The sequence below is a fragment of the Glycomyces sp. NPDC048151 genome, from assembly GCF_043202775.1.
Classification (GTDB): domain Bacteria; phylum Actinomycetota; class Actinomycetes; order Mycobacteriales; family Micromonosporaceae; genus Glycomyces.
The window spans coordinates 207,300-223,949 of sequence record NZ_JBIDBB010000003.1 but is presented as its reverse complement, the minus strand read 5'-3'; the positions used below and the strand labels follow the sequence as shown (position 1 = coordinate 223,949).

The following is a 16,650-nucleotide window of genomic DNA, read 5'->3' as shown; positions in this document are numbered from 1 at the left end:
TGCCCTTCCTACAGATCCGCCGGGCTGGCGAGGTGGCCGGTGACGGCCGTGGCGGCGGCGACGGCCGGGCTCACCAGGTGCGTGCGCCCGCCCTTGCCTTGGCGGCCCTCGAAGTTGCGGTTCGAGGTGGAGGCGGCGCGCTGGCCGGGCGTCAGCTGGTCCGGGTTCATGCCCAGGCACATCGAGCAGCCCGCGAAGCGCCAGTCGGCGCCCGCGTCGATGAAGACCTTGTCGAGGCCTTCGGCGATGGCCTGCTCGCGGACCTTGGCGGAGCCGGGCACGACCATCATGTTGACGCCTTCGGCGACCTTGCGGCCCTTGATGACCTCGGCGGCGGTGCGCAGGTCCTCGATGCGGCCGTTGGTGCACGAGCCGAGGAAGACGACGTCGACGTCGATCTCGCGCATCGGCGTGCCGGCGGTGAGGCCCATGTACTCCAGGGCCCCTGCGGCGGTGGTGCGCGCGATCGGGTCCTCGAAGTCCTCGGGCGCGGGCACGGTGCCGGAGAGCTCGACGCCCTGGCCGGGGTTGGTGCCCCAGGTGACGAACGGGCTCAGCGAGGCCGCGTCGATGACGATCTCCTTGTCGAAGACGGCGCCCTCGTCGGTCTTGAGGGTCTGCCAGTACTCGACGGCGGCGTCCCAGTCCTCGCCCTTGGGCGCGTGCGCGCGGCCCTGGACGTAGGCGAACGTCTTCTCGTCCGGCGCGATCATGCCGGCCTTGGCGCCCCACTCGATCGACATGTTGCACACCGTCATGCGGCCTTCCATCGAGAGCTCCTCGATGGCCTGGCCGCGGTACTCGACGATGTGGCCCTTGCCGCCGCCGGTGCCGGTGATGGAGATGATCTTGAGGATCAGGTCCTTCGCCGAGACGCCTTCGGGCAGCGAGCCGTTCACCGTGACGGCCATGTACTTCGGCTTCGCCTGCGGCAGGGTCTGCGTGGCGAGCACGTGCTCGACCTCGCTGGTGCCGATGCCGAACGCGATCGAGCCGAACGCGCCGTGGGTCGAGGTGTGGGAGTCGCCGCACACGACGGTCATGCCCGGCTGGGTGAGTCCCAGCTGGGGTCCCACGACGTGGACGACGCCCTGGTTCTCGTCACCGAGCGAGTGGATCCGGACGCCGAACTCCTCGCAGTTGGCGCGGAGCGTCTCGATCTGCTTGCGGCTGGTCGGGTCCGCGATGGTGAAGAGGTTGTCGGTGGGCGTGTTGTGGTCCTCGGTCGCGATCGTGAGATCGGTCCGGCGGACCTTGCGCCCGGCCTGCCGCAGGCCGTCGAAGGCCTGGGGGCTGGTCACCTCGTGGAGGAGGTGCAGGTCGATGTAGAGCAGGTCGGGTTGCTGGCCGCCCGTGCGTACCGTGTGGGCGTCCCAGACCTTCTGCGCGAGGGTGCGCGGTGCCGTTCCCTCGGATTCGTGTGGTGTAGGTGACATCTCTGTTCCCAGTCGTTGGACTTCTCGAAATATGGGAGGTAATGTTCAGCTCGTGAGAACGAATACTATCAGCGGAGTCGGCGTCCTTGACAAGGCGGTGCTCATCCTCACGGCTTGCACCAACGGCGCCAGCCTGGCTGAGCTCGTGCACGAGACCGGACTGCCCAGGGCCACGGCCCACCGGCTCGCACAGGCCCTCGAAGCCCACGAGATGCTGCAACGCGACCACGAGGGCCGTTGGCGCCCCGGCCCGAAACTCGGCGAGCTCGCCGGGTCGACGGCCGACGTCCTCCTCAGTGCCGCCGAACCGGTGCTCAACCTCCTCCGCGACCAGACGGGCGAATCGACCCAGCTGTACCGCAGGCGGGCCGACGAACGCGTCTGCGTGGCCGCCGCCGAGCGCGCCTCCGGGCTGCGCGACACGGTGCCCGTCGGCGCGGGACTCCCCATGACGGCCGGCTCCGGCGCGCAGGTGCTGCTCGCCTGGGAGCCGCCGGAAGGGATCCTGCCGCTGCTGCCCAAGTGCCGCTTCTCGTCGAAGACGCTCGCCGAGGTGCGCCGCCGCGGCTTCGCGCAGTCGGTCGCCGAACGCGAACCCGGTGTGGTCAGCGTCTCAGCACCGGTGCGGGACAAGACCGGCCGCGTCGTCGCCGCGATCTCGGTGTCCGGACCGATAGAGCGTCTGGGACGCCGCCCGGGCGACCGCCTCGGCATGGCCGTGATCCGCGCCGGCCAGAAGCTCTCCGGCCTCTGACCCCTTCATTGTCAACCCCTGAACGGCCCGGCGGCCCCAGACCGCCGGGCCGCTGCCATTTGCGATCAGGAAAGCAGTTCCCGGACCAGGAACTCGGTCTTCGGCGTGAGCAGGTGCGGCGGGTAGAACTCGGTGACCGTGTCGAGGGCTTCGTCGATCGAGCTGAAACCCGCGAGGCTGTAGAGCTGCCGAAGGTCGTCGGAGTCACGCCCGACCCTGGCCGCGACGGCTTTCATGGCGAACAAATACCGGGGCGAGGCTACTCGCACTGCGATACCAGGCTGCTCGAAAAGCAAGGTGGCGTTCGGGTCGTCTCCAGGAAGGAAGCCCTTGACCGCATCGTTCAGCCAGTCCTCCGCCAGACCATGACGCTCCGCAACCTTCCGCGCCGCCGAGTAGACGATCTGCTTCGGCTCGAATACCGCATCGAGATCGCGTGTCGCACGTCTGGTGTTGTACGCCAGGGCCATCGCCGCGCCGCCGACCAGGAAGAGATCGGCGCGCTCTCCTGAAGCCTCCAGCTCGGCGCCGAGTTCCGTCAGCAGCTCGATGATCTCCTCGCGTCCGAGCAGGCTCATACGCTCTCCAGGGAGGATCGGTCGAGGAAGACGCCCCGGTTCGCGAGCTCAGGGGGTGAATCGGCGAAGGACATCGCCGCGAGTCCTGGGGCCGGGCGGCCCAGCAGGTCCTCGATGACGAACCAGAAGCGCTTGAGGAACCTGCCGGGCGCGGTCGCCCATCCCGGGACGGGTATCTGCGACCGGCGACTGGCATACTCCGCGATACCCGCGATCAACGCATCCCAGCGCCTGTCCCCGGTGGTATCGGGCTCGATCCGCATCGAGCGGCGGACGGTGACCCCGTCGGCCTTTCGCGCGTCGTCGAGGAACTGGATCACATGCCGCAGCGCCTCATTCGGATCGCCGCTCGACAGCGAATGCCGCACTGCTCCTGCGGTGGCGTCGAGCGAAAGCGCACCGCCCGCCGCCGGTCCGACCGATAGCGAGGCCCCTACCGCACTTGCATAGCGTTCAAGCGTGCTCAAGCGCGGATCTGCGGCGCCTGATTCGAGTCGCGCGATCGCGGACTGCGTAGTCCCCATCCGAACGGCGAGATCCGCCTGGGAGAGCGAGAGACTCACCCGGGTCTCGCGCAGGCGGTCGACCGCCTGCGGCATGCTACGTTCCATAGACCCATTATAGCGCTTCCGCTATATCAAGCTTCTGGCCGTTCTGGTATAGCGGCATCAGGGACTTCGAACGGACCGGGGCGCGGCTGCTGAATCCGTTTTCCTAGCGCTCCGCGAGGACCGCCTCCGCTTTGGCGAGGTGCTTGGCGTGGGCGCGGTGCTCGCGTTCCAGGACGGGCGAATCGGGGGCGTGGGTCTCGAGGTAGCGGATCGCGACCACGTCGTCCTGGCAGCGGCCGAGCACGTTCTGGATCCGCTTGGCGTCGGCGGCGACCGCCGCGGCGGCCTCGCCGAGGACCAAGGCGGCTTCGGCGGTGTAGCGGGTCCGCTTGGCGGTGTTGCGGGCCGCGTGCCGGGCCCCGTCCGGGTCGGGCGAGGATGCGATGGCGGCCAGGGACTCCTCGAGGTCGAGGCGGGCGGCCTCGACGATCGGGGCGAGCACGTCTGCGGCGGGCCGCGATGCAGCCTCGGTGAACATGGGAGCCTCGGCCATGAGGCCCGCGGCGGCCAGCAGGTTCGTCGTCCGCTCGCGGGAGCAGGCCTCGATCAGGGGCTCGTAGGCGAGGCGCTCCTGCTCGGCGAGGGCCGCGAACCAGTCGGGCCGCTCGTCGCCGAGCCGCTTGGCGAAGCGGATGCGCAGCACTTCGAGGTCGCGCACGTGCCCGAGTTCGGTGGCGAGCCAGCGCAGGCGGCGGCGTCTGAGCGGCGGTTCGGCGTACAGCCCCGGGTAGGTCTGCAGGAGCGAGCGCAGCCGCCGGGTGGCGACCCGCATGCGGTGCACCGCGTCCGGTTCGCGGCGCACCACCGGTTCCCGGCTCTCGCGCAGCGTCTCGGCCTGCAGCGTGAAGTAGGCGTGCACTGCGCTTGCGGCGCTTGGTGTCTCGTTCATCGGCCCTCCCCGGTCGAGTGGCCTCACAGTACACAGCACCGCGCCCGGGAACGGAGCGCGGTGGTGCTACTGGAGTGGGCCGACGGCGGCTTCGATCTCGGCTTTGAGCGTGGGGCCCTCGACGAGGTGCTTGACCTGTTCGACGACGGGCGCGAGGAACTGGTCGGGGCCGGGCTTCCCGGCGATCGGGACGACGGCGGCCGTCGCGGCGCGGGCCGCCGGGGACGGGATGAGGGGCAGGCGCAGCTGGAGGCCCTGGGTCGCGGCGAGCATCTCGACGGCCAGGAGCGTGCCGAGGTTGTCGATGATCGTGCGGAGCTTGCAGGCGGCGGCCCAGCCCATCGACACGTGGTCCTCCTGCATGCCGGAGGTCGGGACCGAGTCGACGGACGCGGGCGCCGCGAGGCGGCGGTTCTCGGCGACGATCCCGGCGGCCGTGTACTGGGCGATCATGAGCCCGGAGTTGACGCCCGGGTCGGGGCTGAGGAACGCCGGGAGGCCGCGGTTGCGGGTGACGTCGAGGAGGCGGTCGACGCGGCGTTCGGAGATCGAGCCGACGTCGGCGGCCGCGATGCCGAGGAAGTCGGCGGCGTAGCCCAGCGGCGCGCCGTGGAAGTTCCCGGTGGACTCGACGCGGCCGTCGGGGAGGACGACCGGGTTGTCGACGACCGAGCGGAGCTCCTGGGCGGCCACCGTCTCGGCGTAGGCGAGCACGTCGCGGGCGGCCCCGGCGACCTGCGGGGCGCAGCGCATCGAGTAGGCGTCCTGGACCGCGTGCGCGAGGTCGTTGCGGTGGGAGTCCATGACCTCGGAGTCCTGCAGCAGCCGGTGGATGTTCGCGGCGCTCTTCGCCTGGCCCGGCTGCGGGCGGATCTCGTGCAGTTCGGGCTGGAACGGCCGGTCCGAGCCGAGCATGGCCTCATTGGACAGTGCGGCGCACACGTCGGCCATCGCCAGGAGGTGGCGCAGGTCCGCGACGGCGAGGACGAGCATGCCGAGCATCCCGTCCGTGCCGTTGATGAGCGCCAGGCCTTCCTTGGAGGACAAGGTGATCGGGGTGAGCCCGGCGCGTTCGAGGACGGGCCCGGCTTCGAGGCGGGAGCCGTCGGCGGTGCGGACCCAGCCTTCGCCGAGGAGGACCATCGCGCAGTGCGCGAGCGGCGCGAGGTCGCCCGAGGCGCCGAGCGAGCCGTGGCGCGGGACCCAGGGGGTGATGTCGGCGTTGAGGAGCGCGGCGAGGGCGTCGGCGACCTCGGGCCGGACCCCGGAGCGGCCCATGGCGAGCGAGCGCAGGCGCAGCAGCATCATGGCGCGCACGACCTCGTCGGGCATCGGGTCGCCGACCCCGGCGGCGTGCGAGCGGATGAGCGCGTGCTGGAGCTCGGCGCGGCGCTCGGGCTCGACGAACGTGTTCGCGAGCGCGCCGAAACCGGTCGAGACGCCGTAGACAGGGCGGCCTTCGCGCTCGATCGCGTCCACGATCGCCCGGCTGGCGGCCATGGCCTCGCGAGCCTCGGCGTCGACCACGACCTGGGCGCGGTCGCGGGCCACCGCGATCACCTCCTCAGGGGTGACCGGGACGGGCTTGATGCGGACAGTGGACATCGTTCCTCCTCAACGCACTACGTCGCCGTCGTGTACGACGGCCTTCACTAGGGGCGTCCCGGGCCGGTAGGCCAGGTGGACGTGGCTGGGCGCGTCGAGCACGGCCAGGTCGGCGCGCGCGCCGACGCTGACGCGGCCGATGTCGCTCCGGCGCAGCGCCTTCGCGCCGCCCGCGGTGGCGGCGGCGAGCGCTTCGGCGGGGGTCATGCGCATCTCTCGGACGGCGAGGGCGATGCAGAACGCCATGCTGCTGGTGAACGACGAGCCGGGGTTGCAGTCGGTCGCGAGCGCCACCGCGGCTCCGGCGTCGATGAGGCGGCGGGCGTCCGGGTAGGGCGAGCGCGTGGAGAACTCGGCGCCCGGGAGCAGGGTGGCGACGGTGGCGCTGTTCGCGAGGGCGTCCACGTCGGCGTCGGTGAGGTGGGTGCAGTGGTCGGCGGAGGCCGCGCCGAGTTCGACGGCGAGCCGGACGCCGGGACCGGCGGTGAGCTGGTTGGCGTGGACGCGCAGGGCCAGACCGGCGTCCGCGCTCGCGGTGAGCACGGCGCGGGCCTGGTCGCCGTCGAAGGCGCCGCGTTCGCAGAAGACGTCGGCCCATTTGGCGTGCGGCGCGCAGGCGTCGAGCATCGGGCCGCAGGCCAGGGCCGTGTACTCGTCGGGATCGGCGCCCGCGGGGACGGTGTGCGCGCCGAGGTACGTGGTCTCGGCGGTGAACTCCGCGGCGATGCGCAGCGACCGGGCCTCGTCGGCGACGGTGAGGCCGTAGCCGGACTTGATCTCCCAGGTGGTCGTGCCCTGGGCGAGCATCTCGCCGGTGAGGCGGGCGGCGTTGGCGCGCAGGGCATCGTCGCTCGCGGCGCGGGTCGCGGCGACGGTGGTGCGGATGCCGCCGCCGGTGTACGGCTCGCCGCTCATGCGGGCATCGAATTCAGCGCTGCGGTCGCCGGAGAACACCAGGTGCGCGTGGCTGTCGACGAAGCCGGGAACGACGGCGCGGCCGCCCGCGTCGAGGCGTTCGTCCGCTTGGGGCGCTTGAGAGTTCGGGCCGATCCAGACGATGCGGTCGTCATCTGTGACGACAGCGGCATCGTGGAGGACGCCGAGTTCGGTGTCGGCGGTGAACAGCTCGCCGATGTTCGCGATCAGGAGGCTCATCGCCGGTCCTTTCGGTGGGCGGCGGCCGGCGCTCCGGCACCTCGTCGCGGGCGCTCGACGGCGCTGCGCGCGGCCAACTTGCAGCTCAACAGCCGGAGGCGGGCTGGCGAAGCGCTCGCCGTCGCGCGATCACAGCGAGCGGTGCGGGGCAGGCGTTTCGCGGCCCACGACCGCGCAACCCCGCGGCGGCCGGTCGGCCGGAGGCTCGCCGACCGCGGATTGTCTGCCGTGCGACCGCAATCCCGCCCGATCATGTCCACAGTGCTCCGATCGTCTTCGCCAGTTCCACTCCCGCGTCGATGCGCAGGTGCCTGCCGCCCGCGACGATCCGCCGCCCGTCGGCGATCACGTCGGTGATGTCGGCGGCCGTCGCCGCGTACACGACTCCCGAAGGGTCGATCCCGGCCGTGCGCGGCGTGGTCGTCGCGACCGTGACCAGGTCGGCCCGCGCGCCGACCTCGATGCGGCCCGCGTCCGGCCAACCCAGCGTGTCGTGCCTGGTCATCGCTTCAAGGAGTTCCTCGGCCGTGAACCGGCCGCGCTCCTCGCTGACGAGCCGCTCGTGCATCTCGACCGCCCGCGCCTCCTCGAACATGTCCACAATGGCATTCGAGTCGGTGCCGAGCGAGAGCCGGACGCCCGCTTCGGCGAGCGCCCGCGCCGGGCCGAGGCCGTCCGCGAGGTCGCGTTCGGTCGTGGGGCAGAAGCTCGCGGTCGTGCCCGAGCGGCGCAGCAACTCGATGTCGTGCCCGGCCAGGTGCGTCGCGTGGACGGCCGTCAGGTCGGGGCCGAGGAGACCGCAGCGTTCGAGCAGTTCCGTTGGGCTGCATCCGTGCTCGAGGCGGCACGCCTCGTTCTCGGAGCGCTGCTCGGAGAGGTGCACGTGGACCGGGCGCCCGTCCGTGGAGCACGCGAACGCGGCGATCGCCTCGTCCGGGACCGCGCGCACCGAGTGCACCGCCCCGCCGATCACCGCGTGCTCGGGCGGGTCGAGCTTCTCGACGCGGTCGAGCCACGCCTCCAGACTGCCGTCCCCGAACCGCCGCTGTGCGGGCTCCAGCGGCAGGCCGAAACCGCCCGCCAGATACAGCGTGTCGAGCAGGGTGATCCGGATCCCCGCGTCGGCGGCCGCCTGGATCAGGGCCTCCCCCATGGCGTTCGGGTCGGCGTACGGCCGCCCGCCGGGCGAGTGGTGCAGGTAGTGGAACTCCCCCACCGTCGTGATCCCGGCCAGCGCCATCTCTGCGTAGACGCCGCGCGCGAGCCGGTAGTACGAGTCGGGGTCGAGGCGCTCGGACAGGGCGTACATGCCTTCGCGCCACGTCCAGAAAGTGCCGGTCCCGGCTTGAGTGCGCCCGCGCAGGGCCCGGTGGAACGCGTGCGAGTGGGCGTTCGCGAAGCCCGGGAGCGTCACGCCCGCAAGGACGTCGCCGCGCCGCCTGCTGCCCGGCGTCACCTTCGCGACGCGGCCGTCCGCGACCTCGATCGCGACCGCGTCGGCCGGGCCGCCGGGGAGCAGCGCGTGCTCGGCCCAGAACGTCAGCACGCGAGGTCCCGCAGCACGGCCGCGAGCGCGTCGACGCCTCCGGCGCAGTCCGCGTCGCTCGCCGCCTCGCCGGGCGCGTGCGAGACCCCGGTCGGGTTGCGCACGAACAGCATCGCGGTGGGCACGTGCGCGGAGAGCACGCCCGCGTCGTGGCCCGCCGCCGTTGGGAGGACCGGGGCGCCGCCGAGGATCGCGGCGATGCGGTCTCGCAGGGACGCGTCGAACTCGACGATCGGCGTCTCCGACTCGGCCTCGATCGCGACGCTCGTGCCGTCGCGGCCCGCGCGTTCGGACACTTTGGATTCGAAGCCGGTGAGGATCTCGCCGAGCACCGCGTCGTCGGGCGCGCGGGCGTCGAGCCACGCGGTCACCTGCGAGGCGATCGCGTTGGTGGCGTTGGGTTCGACCTCGACCCGGCCGATGGTGGCGACGCCTCCGGCGAGGCGGGCCTCCTTGCGGGCGGCGAGGACGGCGAACGCGAACGTCAGCATCGGGTCGCGCCGGTCGGGCAGGCGCGTGGTCCCGGCGTGGTCGGCCTCGCCGGTGAACGTGACCCGCCAGCGCCCGTGCGGCCAGATCGCGCTGGCGACGGCCACCGGCGATTCGCTGCCGTCGAGGGTGCGTCCCTGTTCTATGTGGAGTTCGATGAACGCGGCGAGGCGTTCGAGCCGTTCGGGATCGGGCCCGAGGAGGTCGGGCTCGGCCCCGGCGCTGCTCATGGCCTCGGCGAGCGTGACGCCGTCGGGGTCGGTGAGCATGCGGGCGCGGTCGGGGTCGATGACGCCCGCCATGAGGCGCGAGCCGAGGCAGGGGACGCCGAAGCGCCCGCCTTCCTCCTCGGTGAACGCGGCGACGCCGATGGCGCGCTTCGGGATCGCGCCGTCGGCGCGCAGCTGGTCGACGGCGAGGAACCCGGAGACGATGCCGAGCGGGCCGTCGTAGGCGCCGCCGTGCGGGACGGAGTCGAAGTGGCTGCCGGTGAGCACGGCGCCGTGCGGGTGCGGCGCGTCGGGGTCGACGACCTGCTCCTTCTCCGGGTCCCACCAGGCGTAGAGGTTGCCGTTGCGGTCCTCCTCGTAGCGCAGGCCGCGCCGCTTCGACTGGGTGTGGAACCACGTGCGCAGGTCGAGGTCGGGCTCGGTCCAGGAGTACCGCAGGTATCCCCCGGACTCGGCCCGCCCGACCGGCTCGATCTCATTCCACAGTCGACGGAACTCGTCCGCGTCCATGTCAATCCCCGTTCAAGAATGGCCGGTCTAGGACTCCCTGGTCGGCACGCGCACGCCGTGGTCCTCGGCGACCGCTTCGGCCTCCTCGTATCCGGCGTCCACGTGGCGGATGACGCCCATGGCCGGGTCGTTGGAGAGGACCCGCGCGAGCTTCTCGGCCGCGAGCGGGGTCCCGTCGGCGACGGTGACCTGCCCGGCGTGGATGGACCGGCCGATGCCGACGCCGCCGCCGTGGTGGATGGACACCCAGCTCGCGCCCGACGCGGTGTTGACGAGGGCGTTGAGCAGGGGCCAGTCCGCGATGGCGTCCGAGCCGTCCTTCATGCCCTCGGTCTCGCGGTAGGGGCTGGCGACCGAGCCGCAGTCGAGGTGGTCGCGGCCGATCACGATGGGGGCCTTCAGGGTCCCGTCGGCGACCATCTCGTTGAAGCGGACCCCGGCGAGGTCGCGTTCGCCGTGGCCGAGCCAGCAGATCCGGGCCGGGAGGCCCTGGAACGCGACGCGGTCGCGGGCGAGCGAGATCCAGCGGTGGAGGCTGCGGTTCTCGGGGAACAGGTCGAGCACGGCCTGGTCGGTCGCGGCGATGTCGGCCGGGTCGCCTGAGAGCGCCGCCCATCTGAAGGGGCCTTTGCCTTCGCAGAACAGCGGCCGGATGTACGCGGGCACGAAGCCCGGGAACGCGAAGGCGCGCTTGCAGCCGCCGAGGAAGGCCTCGCTGCGGATCGAGTTGCCGTAGTCGAAGACCTCGGCGCCCGCGTCGAGGAACCCGACCATGGCCGCCACGTGGTAGGCCATGGATTCGCGGGCCCGCTCGGTGTAGTCGTCGGCGTTGTCGCGGGCGAGCTCGGCCGCGTCGGCGTAGTCGACTCCAGCGGGCACATAGGACAATGGGTCGTGCGCGGAGGTCTGGTCGGTGACGATGTCGATCTCCACGCCCCGGCGCAGCAGTTCGGGGAAGACCTCGGCGGCGTTGCCGACGACGCCGATCGACTTCGCCTCGCCGTTCCGCTTGGCGGCCATGGCCTGTGCGATCGCATCGTCCAGATCGGACGCGACCGCGTCCAGGTAGCGCGTGCGCACGCGCCGCTCCAGGCGCTCGGGGTCGACCTCGACGATGAGGCACGCGCCGCCGTTCATCGTGACCGCGAGCGGCTGCGCGCCGCCCATGCCGCCGCATCCGGCCGTCAGCGTGAGCGTCCCTTTGAGACTCCCGCCGAAGCGTTTTTCGGCGACGGCGGCGAACGTCTCGTAGGTGCCCTGCAGGATGCCCTGCGTGCCGATGTAGATCCACGAGCCTGCCGTCATCTGCCCGTACATGGTCAGGCCGAGCGACTCGAGCCGCCGGAACTCGGGCCACGAGGCCCAGTCGGGCACGAGGTTCGAGTTCGCGATGAGCACGCGCGGCGCCCACTCGTGGGTGCGCATGACCCCGACCGCGCGGCCGGACTGGACCAGCAGCGTCTCGTCCGCCTCCAGCGTGAGCAGGGTCCGCAGGATCGCCTTCAGGTCGTCACGGCTGCGCGCGGCCTTGCCGGTCCCGCCGTAGACCACCAGGTCCTCGGGGCGCTCGGCCACCTCGGGGTCGAGGTTGTTCTGGAGCATCCGGTAGGCCGCCTCCGCCTGCCAGGTCTTGCAGTGCAGGTCAGGGCCGTGTGGTGCGTGCATGTATCCGCTCCCCGTCACAGATTGCCGCGCTTCGCCTGCTCCTTCTCCAAGGCCTCGAACAGGGCCTTGAAGTTGCCCTTGCCGAAGCTGAGCGAGCCGTGCCTCTCAATGATCTCGTAGAACATTGTCGGCCGGTCCTGTTGCGGCTTGGTGAAGATCTGGAGCATATAGCCGTCCTCGTCGCGGTCCACCAGGACGCGCCGCGCCTGCAGCTCCTCGATCGGCACGCGTACCTCGCCGATGCGTTCCCGCAGCTCAGGGTCCTCGTAGTAGGCGTCCGGGGCCTCCAGGAACTCGACGCCGCGCTCGCGCATCGCGTCGACGGCGGCGAGGATGTCGCTGGTCGCGAGCGCGATGTGCTGGACGCCCGGGCCGCCGTAGAACTCCAGGTACTCGTCGATCTGGGACTTCTTCTTGCCCTCGGCGGGCTCGTTGATCGGGAACTTGATCTTGCGGGAGCCGTTCGCGACGACCTTGCTCATGAGCGCCGAGTACTCGGTGGCGATCGCGTCGTCGACGAACTCGACGATGTTGGTGAAGCCCATGACCCGCTCGTAGTAGCGGACCCATTCGCGCATCTTGCCGAGCTCGACGTTGCCGACTACGTGGTCGATCGCCTGGAAGAACCGCTTCTGCGGCGGCGCCACCATGGGCTCGGCCGCGACGAAGCCGGGCAGGAACGGGCCGTCGTAGCGGGACCGGTCGATGAGGACGTTCCGGGTCTCGCCGTAGGTCCCGATGACCGCGCGGCGGACCGTGCCGTGCTCGTCCGTGAGGTCGTGCGGCTCCTCGATCGCGATGGCGCCCTGCTCGATCGCGTGCTTGTAGTTCGCGTCCACATCGGGCACTTCGAGGGCGACTTCGATGACGCCGTCGCCGTGCGCGGCGTAGTGCCTCGTGCCCTCGGCCTCGGCGGTGACGCCCCCGGCGAGGACGAACACGACGCCGCCGGACTTGAGCGCGAACTCGGCGTGCTCGCGGTAGCCCTGCTCGGGGCCGCGGTAGGCGAACAGGGTCATGCCGAACGCGGTGGAGTAGTAATGGGCGGCCTGGCGGGCGTTGCCGACGTAGTAGCGGACGTGGTCCCAGCCCTTGATCGGGAAGGCGTCCTCGCGGATGTCGTGCTCTACGGCGCCGACAAGATCGGCATCACTGGGGCGGTTGGCAGTGTCGACCATGGCGGCCTCCTCGTCCTTGTGGGGCGGTCGACTTGATCATTGTTCAGATCCTGGGACTGGGCAAGCAGTGAGTTCGAAGCTAAGCAACTTGCGCAAATATGGCAGCGAAGCGTCCGCTAAGCTGTGCAATATGACCAGTGCAGCGGGAATCGACGCGCTCGACGCGAGGCTCATCGAACTCCTCGAGGCCGAACCGAGGATCGGCGTCCTCGAGTGCTCGCGGCGACTCGGCGTCGCACGCGGGACCGTGCAGGCGCGGCTCGACAAGCTCCACGACCGCGCGGTCGTGCGCGACTTCGGGCCGCGGGTCGAGCCCGCGGCCCTCGGGTACCCGGTGACGGCGTTCGTCACGCTCGAACTGCGGCAGGCCGTCGGGCACGTGCACATGGCGCAGCGGCTCGCGAAGATCCCCGAAGTGCTTGAGGCGCATACGGTCACGGGCCAGGGCGACATGCTGTGCCGGATCGTGGCGCGCACGAACGCCGAGCTGCAGGACGTCATCGACCGCGTCCTGGCGAGCGAAGGGGTCCAGCGCGCCACCACTGTGATCGCCCTGGCCGAGCAGATCCCGTACCGGACCCTCCCGCTCGTCAAGCAGGCCGCCGACCTCAGCTGAGCGCGGGCAGGACCGTCCCGCTCACTTCGCCGAGCCCGATCTCGCCGCCGTCCGCGCCGCGCGCGGTCGCGGTGATGACGACCGTGTCGCCGTCCTCCAGGAACGACCGCCGCTCGCCCTCGCCGACCTCCACGGGCTCCTTCCCGCCCCAGGTCAGCTCCAGGAACGAGCCGCGCTGGCCCGGCTCGGGCCCGGAGACCGTGCCGGAGGCGAACAGGTCGCCGGTGCGCAGCGACGCGCCGTTCACGGTCATGTGCGCGAGCATCTGCGCGGGGGTCCAGTACATGCCCTTGAACGGCGGCCGCGAGACCTCGGTCCCGTTCCAGCGCACGGACATCTGGAGGTCGTACCCGAATCGCTCCGCTTCCTGGAGGTACCCGAGCGGGGCCGGGTCCTGCACGGGCGCAGCGGCTTTCGCACCGGCGAGCGCTTCGAGCGGCGTCACCCAGTGGCCGATCGAGGTCGCGAACGACTTGCCAAGGAACGGCCCGAGCGGCACGTACTCCCAGGCCTGGATGTCGCGCGCCGACCAGTCGTTGACGAGGACCGCGCCGAACACGTGCTCGGCGAAGTCGTCGGGGCTCACCGGGGTGCCGAGCTCGGTGCCGACGCCGACCACGAAGCCGACCTCGGTCTCGATGTCGAGGCGCACGCTGGGGCCGAACTCGATCGCGCCGTCCTTCGACTTGCGCTGGCCCTTCGGCCGCACGATCGGCGTCCCCGAGGGGACCACGGTCCCAGCCCGGCCGTGGTAGCCGACCGGGAGGTGCTTCCAGTTGGGCAGCAACGGTTCCGAGTCCGGCCGAAAGAGCCTGCCGAGGTTCGTCGCGTGGTCTTCGGACGCATAGAAGTCCACATAGTCCGCGACCGCGAACGGCAGGTGCATGCGGGCCTTGGCGACCGGGGTGAGCAGGGTCGCGGACTGGTCCTGGTGGCGGCGGTCGCTCAAGAGCTCGACGAGCTGGTGGCGCACGAGCCGCCACGCGGGCGGGCCCATCGCCATGAAGCCGTTCAGGTCGTGCTCGTGGAACGCGGGGCGGATCCAGGGCAGGAAGAACGTGCCGGTCGCGAGCGCGCGCAGGTCGAGGATCTGGTCGCCGATGCGGACGCCGATGCGCGCGGCGGGGTCTTTCGCGGTCGAGAAGACGCCGTACGGGAGGTGTTCGAGGCCGAACGGGCCGGTGTCGGCGCCGTCGATCCAACTGGTGGCGGTCATACGTTGCCCCCTCGGTGCAGGAGTCCGAGCCCGGTGAGGTCGGTGAGCGGTTCGTCGATGCTGCAGGAGCCGAAGCCGGTCCACAGCGCGCGGGGGCGGTCGAGGACGCGGCGGGCGCGGTCGGCGAGGTCCTCGGCGTCGGTGCTGGCGAGGGTCGCGGCGATGTCGTCGGTGATAGCGCCGTCGGAGGCATCCGCGGCCGCTACCAGGACGTTCAGGAACCCGTGGTGGTCGAAACCGGTCACGGGGTCGCGGTGGCGCACGGCGTTGTGGAGCCCGGCGGTGAGCTTGAACTGGAGCCCGCGCAGGCGGCAGCCCGCGATCGCGGCGGCGAGGGTCTCTGGGGCGGGGAAGAACTCGGCGGCGATGCCGCCGGTGCGGAACTTCGGGGTGAAGCCGGTGGCGCGCACGGCGTCGAGGGCGTCGTCGCCGAACGGGAGCTCGGCGTAGACCGGGCGGCCCCAGGCGGGCGCGAACTTCACGAGGTGGTCGAGGGCGTGCCGGGACTCGAAGTGCAGGACATCGACCTGCGGCGGGAGTGCGGCGACATCGGCCGCGACCTGTTCGAGGTCGCCGTCGACGACCACGCCGATGTGCAGTTCACCCCGTCCCGGTTCGAGCTCGGCGAGCCGCGACTGCGGTACCAGCAGCGGGCCGACCATGGCCTCGTACCAGGACTGGCGGTACCCGCGGTGGGCGGGGACGGCCGCTTCTAGGGCTGCGTTTCCTGGTGGGAAGAGCGCCGCGTCATCGATCAGGCCCCGCAGCATCGCGGGAATCGGTCCAACCATGGTGCCGAGCCTAAGCGGTCGCGGCGGCCCGGGTCCAGCGCTCCGCGCAGCTCGTGCGCGAACGGGCCCGAGCCGCGCGCGGGTGTGCGCGGACCCCTCGAAATCGAACGGCCGGAAGGTTATCCTCGGGGCATAACCGCCGCCGAGCGGGCGTCACCCTCGCCCGCCACGCGTCACGACAAAGGAGTCGACGTGCCGTTCTACCGTTCCGTCGGGCAGATCCCCGACAAGCGACACACGCAGTTCCGCCAGGACGACGGGAGCCTGTACTCCGAGGAGCTGATGGGCCAGGAGGGGTTCTCCTCGGACTCTTCGCTGCTCTACCACCGCTTCCGGCCGACCGCGATCTCCTCCAGCACCGAGCACCGGCCCGAGAAGCCAGAGCCGGTCGCGAACCACCCGCTCAAGCCCCGCCACTTCCGCACCCACAAGCTCAACGGCGGACCGGACGACGCGATCTTCGGCCGCAACCACCTTCTGTCCAATGCGGACTGCCGCATCTCGTACGCCGTCGCCACGAAGCCCTCACCGCTGTACCGCAATGCAATCGGAGACGAATGCATTTACGTAGAGTCTGGCTCCGCTACGGTCGAAACCTCATTCGGTGCCATCGACATCGCCCAGGGCGACTACCTGATCATGCCGATGTCGACGATCTACCGGGTGATCCCCAAGGAAGAACTCCGCACGCTGGTAGTCGAATCGACAGGCCACATCACCCCGCCGAAGCGCTACCTGAGCGTGAGGGGCCAATTCCTCGAACATTCCCCGTACTGCGAACGCGACCTGCGAAGCCCGAGCGAACCCCTCCTCGTGGAGGGCGAAGACGTAGACGTCTACGTCCAGCACCGAGGCCGCGGCAGCGCCACCCTCTGGACGAAGTTCACCTACGCCCACCACCCGTTCGACGTGGTCGGCTGGGACGGCTGCCTCTACCCGTGGGTGTTCTCGATCCACGACTTCGAACCGATCACCGGCCGCATCCACCAGCCCCCGCCCGCGCACCAGGTCTTCCAGGGTCCGAACTTCGTCATCTGCAACTTCGTGCCGCGCAAGGTGGACTACCACCCGGACGCGATCCCGGTGCCCTACAACCACCACAACGTCGACTCCGACGAGGTGATGTTCTACTGCGGCGGCAACTACGAGGCCCGCCGCGGATCCGGCATCGAGCAGGGCTCCATCTCCCTGCACCCCTCCGGCTTCACCCACGGCCCCCAGCCAGGGGCCCCCGAGCGCTCCATCGGCGCCGACTACTTCGACGAACTCGCCGTCATGGTCGACACCTTCCGCCCCCTCGAACTCTGCGAACCCGCCCTCGACGTAGAAGACACCAACTACGCCTGGACCTGGAACCGAGACCCCGCCTAACCGGACCGCG

Annotated in this window: 15 protein-coding genes; 3 read left to right on the top strand and 12 right to left on the bottom strand. The window is 70.9% G+C overall.

Annotation, left to right across the window (positions count from 1 at the left end; genetic code table 11):
- Positions 1-8: 8 nt before the first annotated feature.
- On the bottom strand, positions 9-1,436 hold the full coding sequence (gene leuC, locus ACGGCP_RS07670; protein ID WP_392962580.1) for a 3-isopropylmalate dehydratase large subunit: 1,428 nt from the start codon (positions 1,434-1,436) through the stop codon (positions 9-11).
- A gap of 67 nt (positions 1,437-1,503) precedes the next feature.
- Here leuC and ACGGCP_RS07665 point away from each other — a divergent pair, with 67 nt between their 5' ends.
- Positions 1,504-2,190, top strand: a complete 687-nt coding sequence (locus ACGGCP_RS07665) for an IclR family transcriptional regulator (RefSeq protein WP_344469158.1) — start codon at positions 1,504-1,506, stop codon at positions 2,188-2,190.
- A gap of 65 nt (positions 2,191-2,255) precedes the next feature.
- Here the strand turns inward: ACGGCP_RS07665 and ACGGCP_RS07660 are convergent, their stop codons facing one another.
- From ACGGCP_RS07660 to hppD, 9 genes are all read right to left on the bottom strand, one after another.
- Positions 2,256-2,768, bottom strand: a complete 513-nt coding sequence (locus tag ACGGCP_RS07660) for a DUF6036 family nucleotidyltransferase (protein ID WP_392962578.1) — start codon at positions 2,766-2,768, stop codon at positions 2,256-2,258.
- Positions 2,765-3,379, bottom strand: a complete 615-nt coding sequence (locus ACGGCP_RS07655) for a helix-turn-helix domain-containing protein (protein ID WP_392962575.1) — start codon at positions 3,377-3,379, stop codon at positions 2,765-2,767. Before ACGGCP_RS07655 ends, ACGGCP_RS07660 begins: the two co-directional genes overlap by 4 nt.
- A gap of 103 nt (positions 3,380-3,482) precedes the next feature.
- Positions 3,483-4,268, bottom strand: a complete 786-nt coding sequence (locus ACGGCP_RS07650; RefSeq protein WP_392962573.1) for a CHAD domain-containing protein — start codon at positions 4,266-4,268, stop codon at positions 3,483-3,485.
- A gap of 66 nt (positions 4,269-4,334) precedes the next feature.
- A complete protein-coding gene (gene hutH / locus ACGGCP_RS07645; RefSeq protein ID WP_392962570.1) occupies positions 4,335-5,873 on the bottom strand; it encodes a histidine ammonia-lyase in 1,539 nt (512 codons plus the stop codon).
- Between the two features lie 9 nt (positions 5,874-5,882).
- Positions 5,883-7,028 carry an imidazolonepropionase gene (hutI, locus tag ACGGCP_RS07640; protein WP_392962567.1) on the bottom strand — a complete coding sequence of 382 codons (1,146 nt, stop codon included), beginning with the start codon at positions 7,026-7,028 and terminating at the stop codon, positions 5,883-5,885.
- 250 nt (positions 7,029-7,278) lie between these two features.
- Entirely contained in the window at positions 7,279-8,574 is a 1,296-nt protein-coding gene (locus ACGGCP_RS07635; protein ID WP_392962565.1) for a formimidoylglutamate deiminase, read from the bottom strand.
- On the bottom strand, positions 8,568-9,803 hold the full coding sequence (locus ACGGCP_RS07630) for an allantoate amidohydrolase (protein ID WP_392962562.1): 1,236 nt from the start codon (positions 9,801-9,803) through the stop codon (positions 8,568-8,570). The genes ACGGCP_RS07635 and ACGGCP_RS07630 overlap by 7 nt, the downstream gene beginning before the upstream one ends.
- A gap of 27 nt (positions 9,804-9,830) precedes the next feature.
- Positions 9,831-11,468 carry a urocanate hydratase gene (gene hutU, locus ACGGCP_RS07625; RefSeq protein WP_392962559.1) on the bottom strand — a complete coding sequence of 546 codons (1,638 nt, stop codon included), beginning with the start codon at positions 11,466-11,468 and terminating at the stop codon, positions 9,831-9,833.
- A 14-nt stretch (positions 11,469-11,482) separates the two neighbouring features.
- Positions 11,483-12,646, bottom strand: coding sequence for a 4-hydroxyphenylpyruvate dioxygenase (hppD, locus tag ACGGCP_RS07620; RefSeq protein ID WP_392962557.1), 1,164 nt, complete (start codon positions 12,644-12,646; stop codon positions 11,483-11,485).
- 130 nt (positions 12,647-12,776) lie between these two features.
- Between hppD and ACGGCP_RS07615 the strand changes: the two genes are divergently transcribed.
- Positions 12,777-13,262: an Lrp/AsnC family transcriptional regulator gene (locus ACGGCP_RS07615; protein WP_392962555.1), complete on the top strand. Its 486-nt coding sequence runs from the start codon at positions 12,777-12,779 to the stop codon at positions 13,260-13,262.
- Here the strand turns inward: ACGGCP_RS07615 and fahA are convergent.
- Positions 13,255-14,478, bottom strand: coding sequence for a fumarylacetoacetase (fahA, locus tag ACGGCP_RS07610; protein ID WP_392962552.1), 1,224 nt, complete (start codon positions 14,476-14,478; stop codon positions 13,255-13,257). The genes ACGGCP_RS07615 and fahA overlap by 8 nt on opposite strands.
- Positions 14,475-15,269, bottom strand: coding sequence for a hypothetical protein (locus ACGGCP_RS07605; RefSeq protein ID WP_392962550.1), 795 nt, complete (start codon positions 15,267-15,269; stop codon positions 14,475-14,477). Before ACGGCP_RS07605 ends, fahA begins: the two co-directional genes overlap by 4 nt.
- A gap of 192 nt (positions 15,270-15,461) precedes the next feature.
- Here ACGGCP_RS07605 and ACGGCP_RS07600 point away from each other — a divergent pair, with 192 nt between their 5' ends.
- A complete protein-coding gene (locus ACGGCP_RS07600; RefSeq protein ID WP_392962547.1) occupies positions 15,462-16,640 on the top strand; it encodes a homogentisate 1,2-dioxygenase in 1,179 nt (392 codons plus the stop codon).
- The last annotated feature ends 10 nt before the right edge of the window (positions 16,641-16,650 follow it).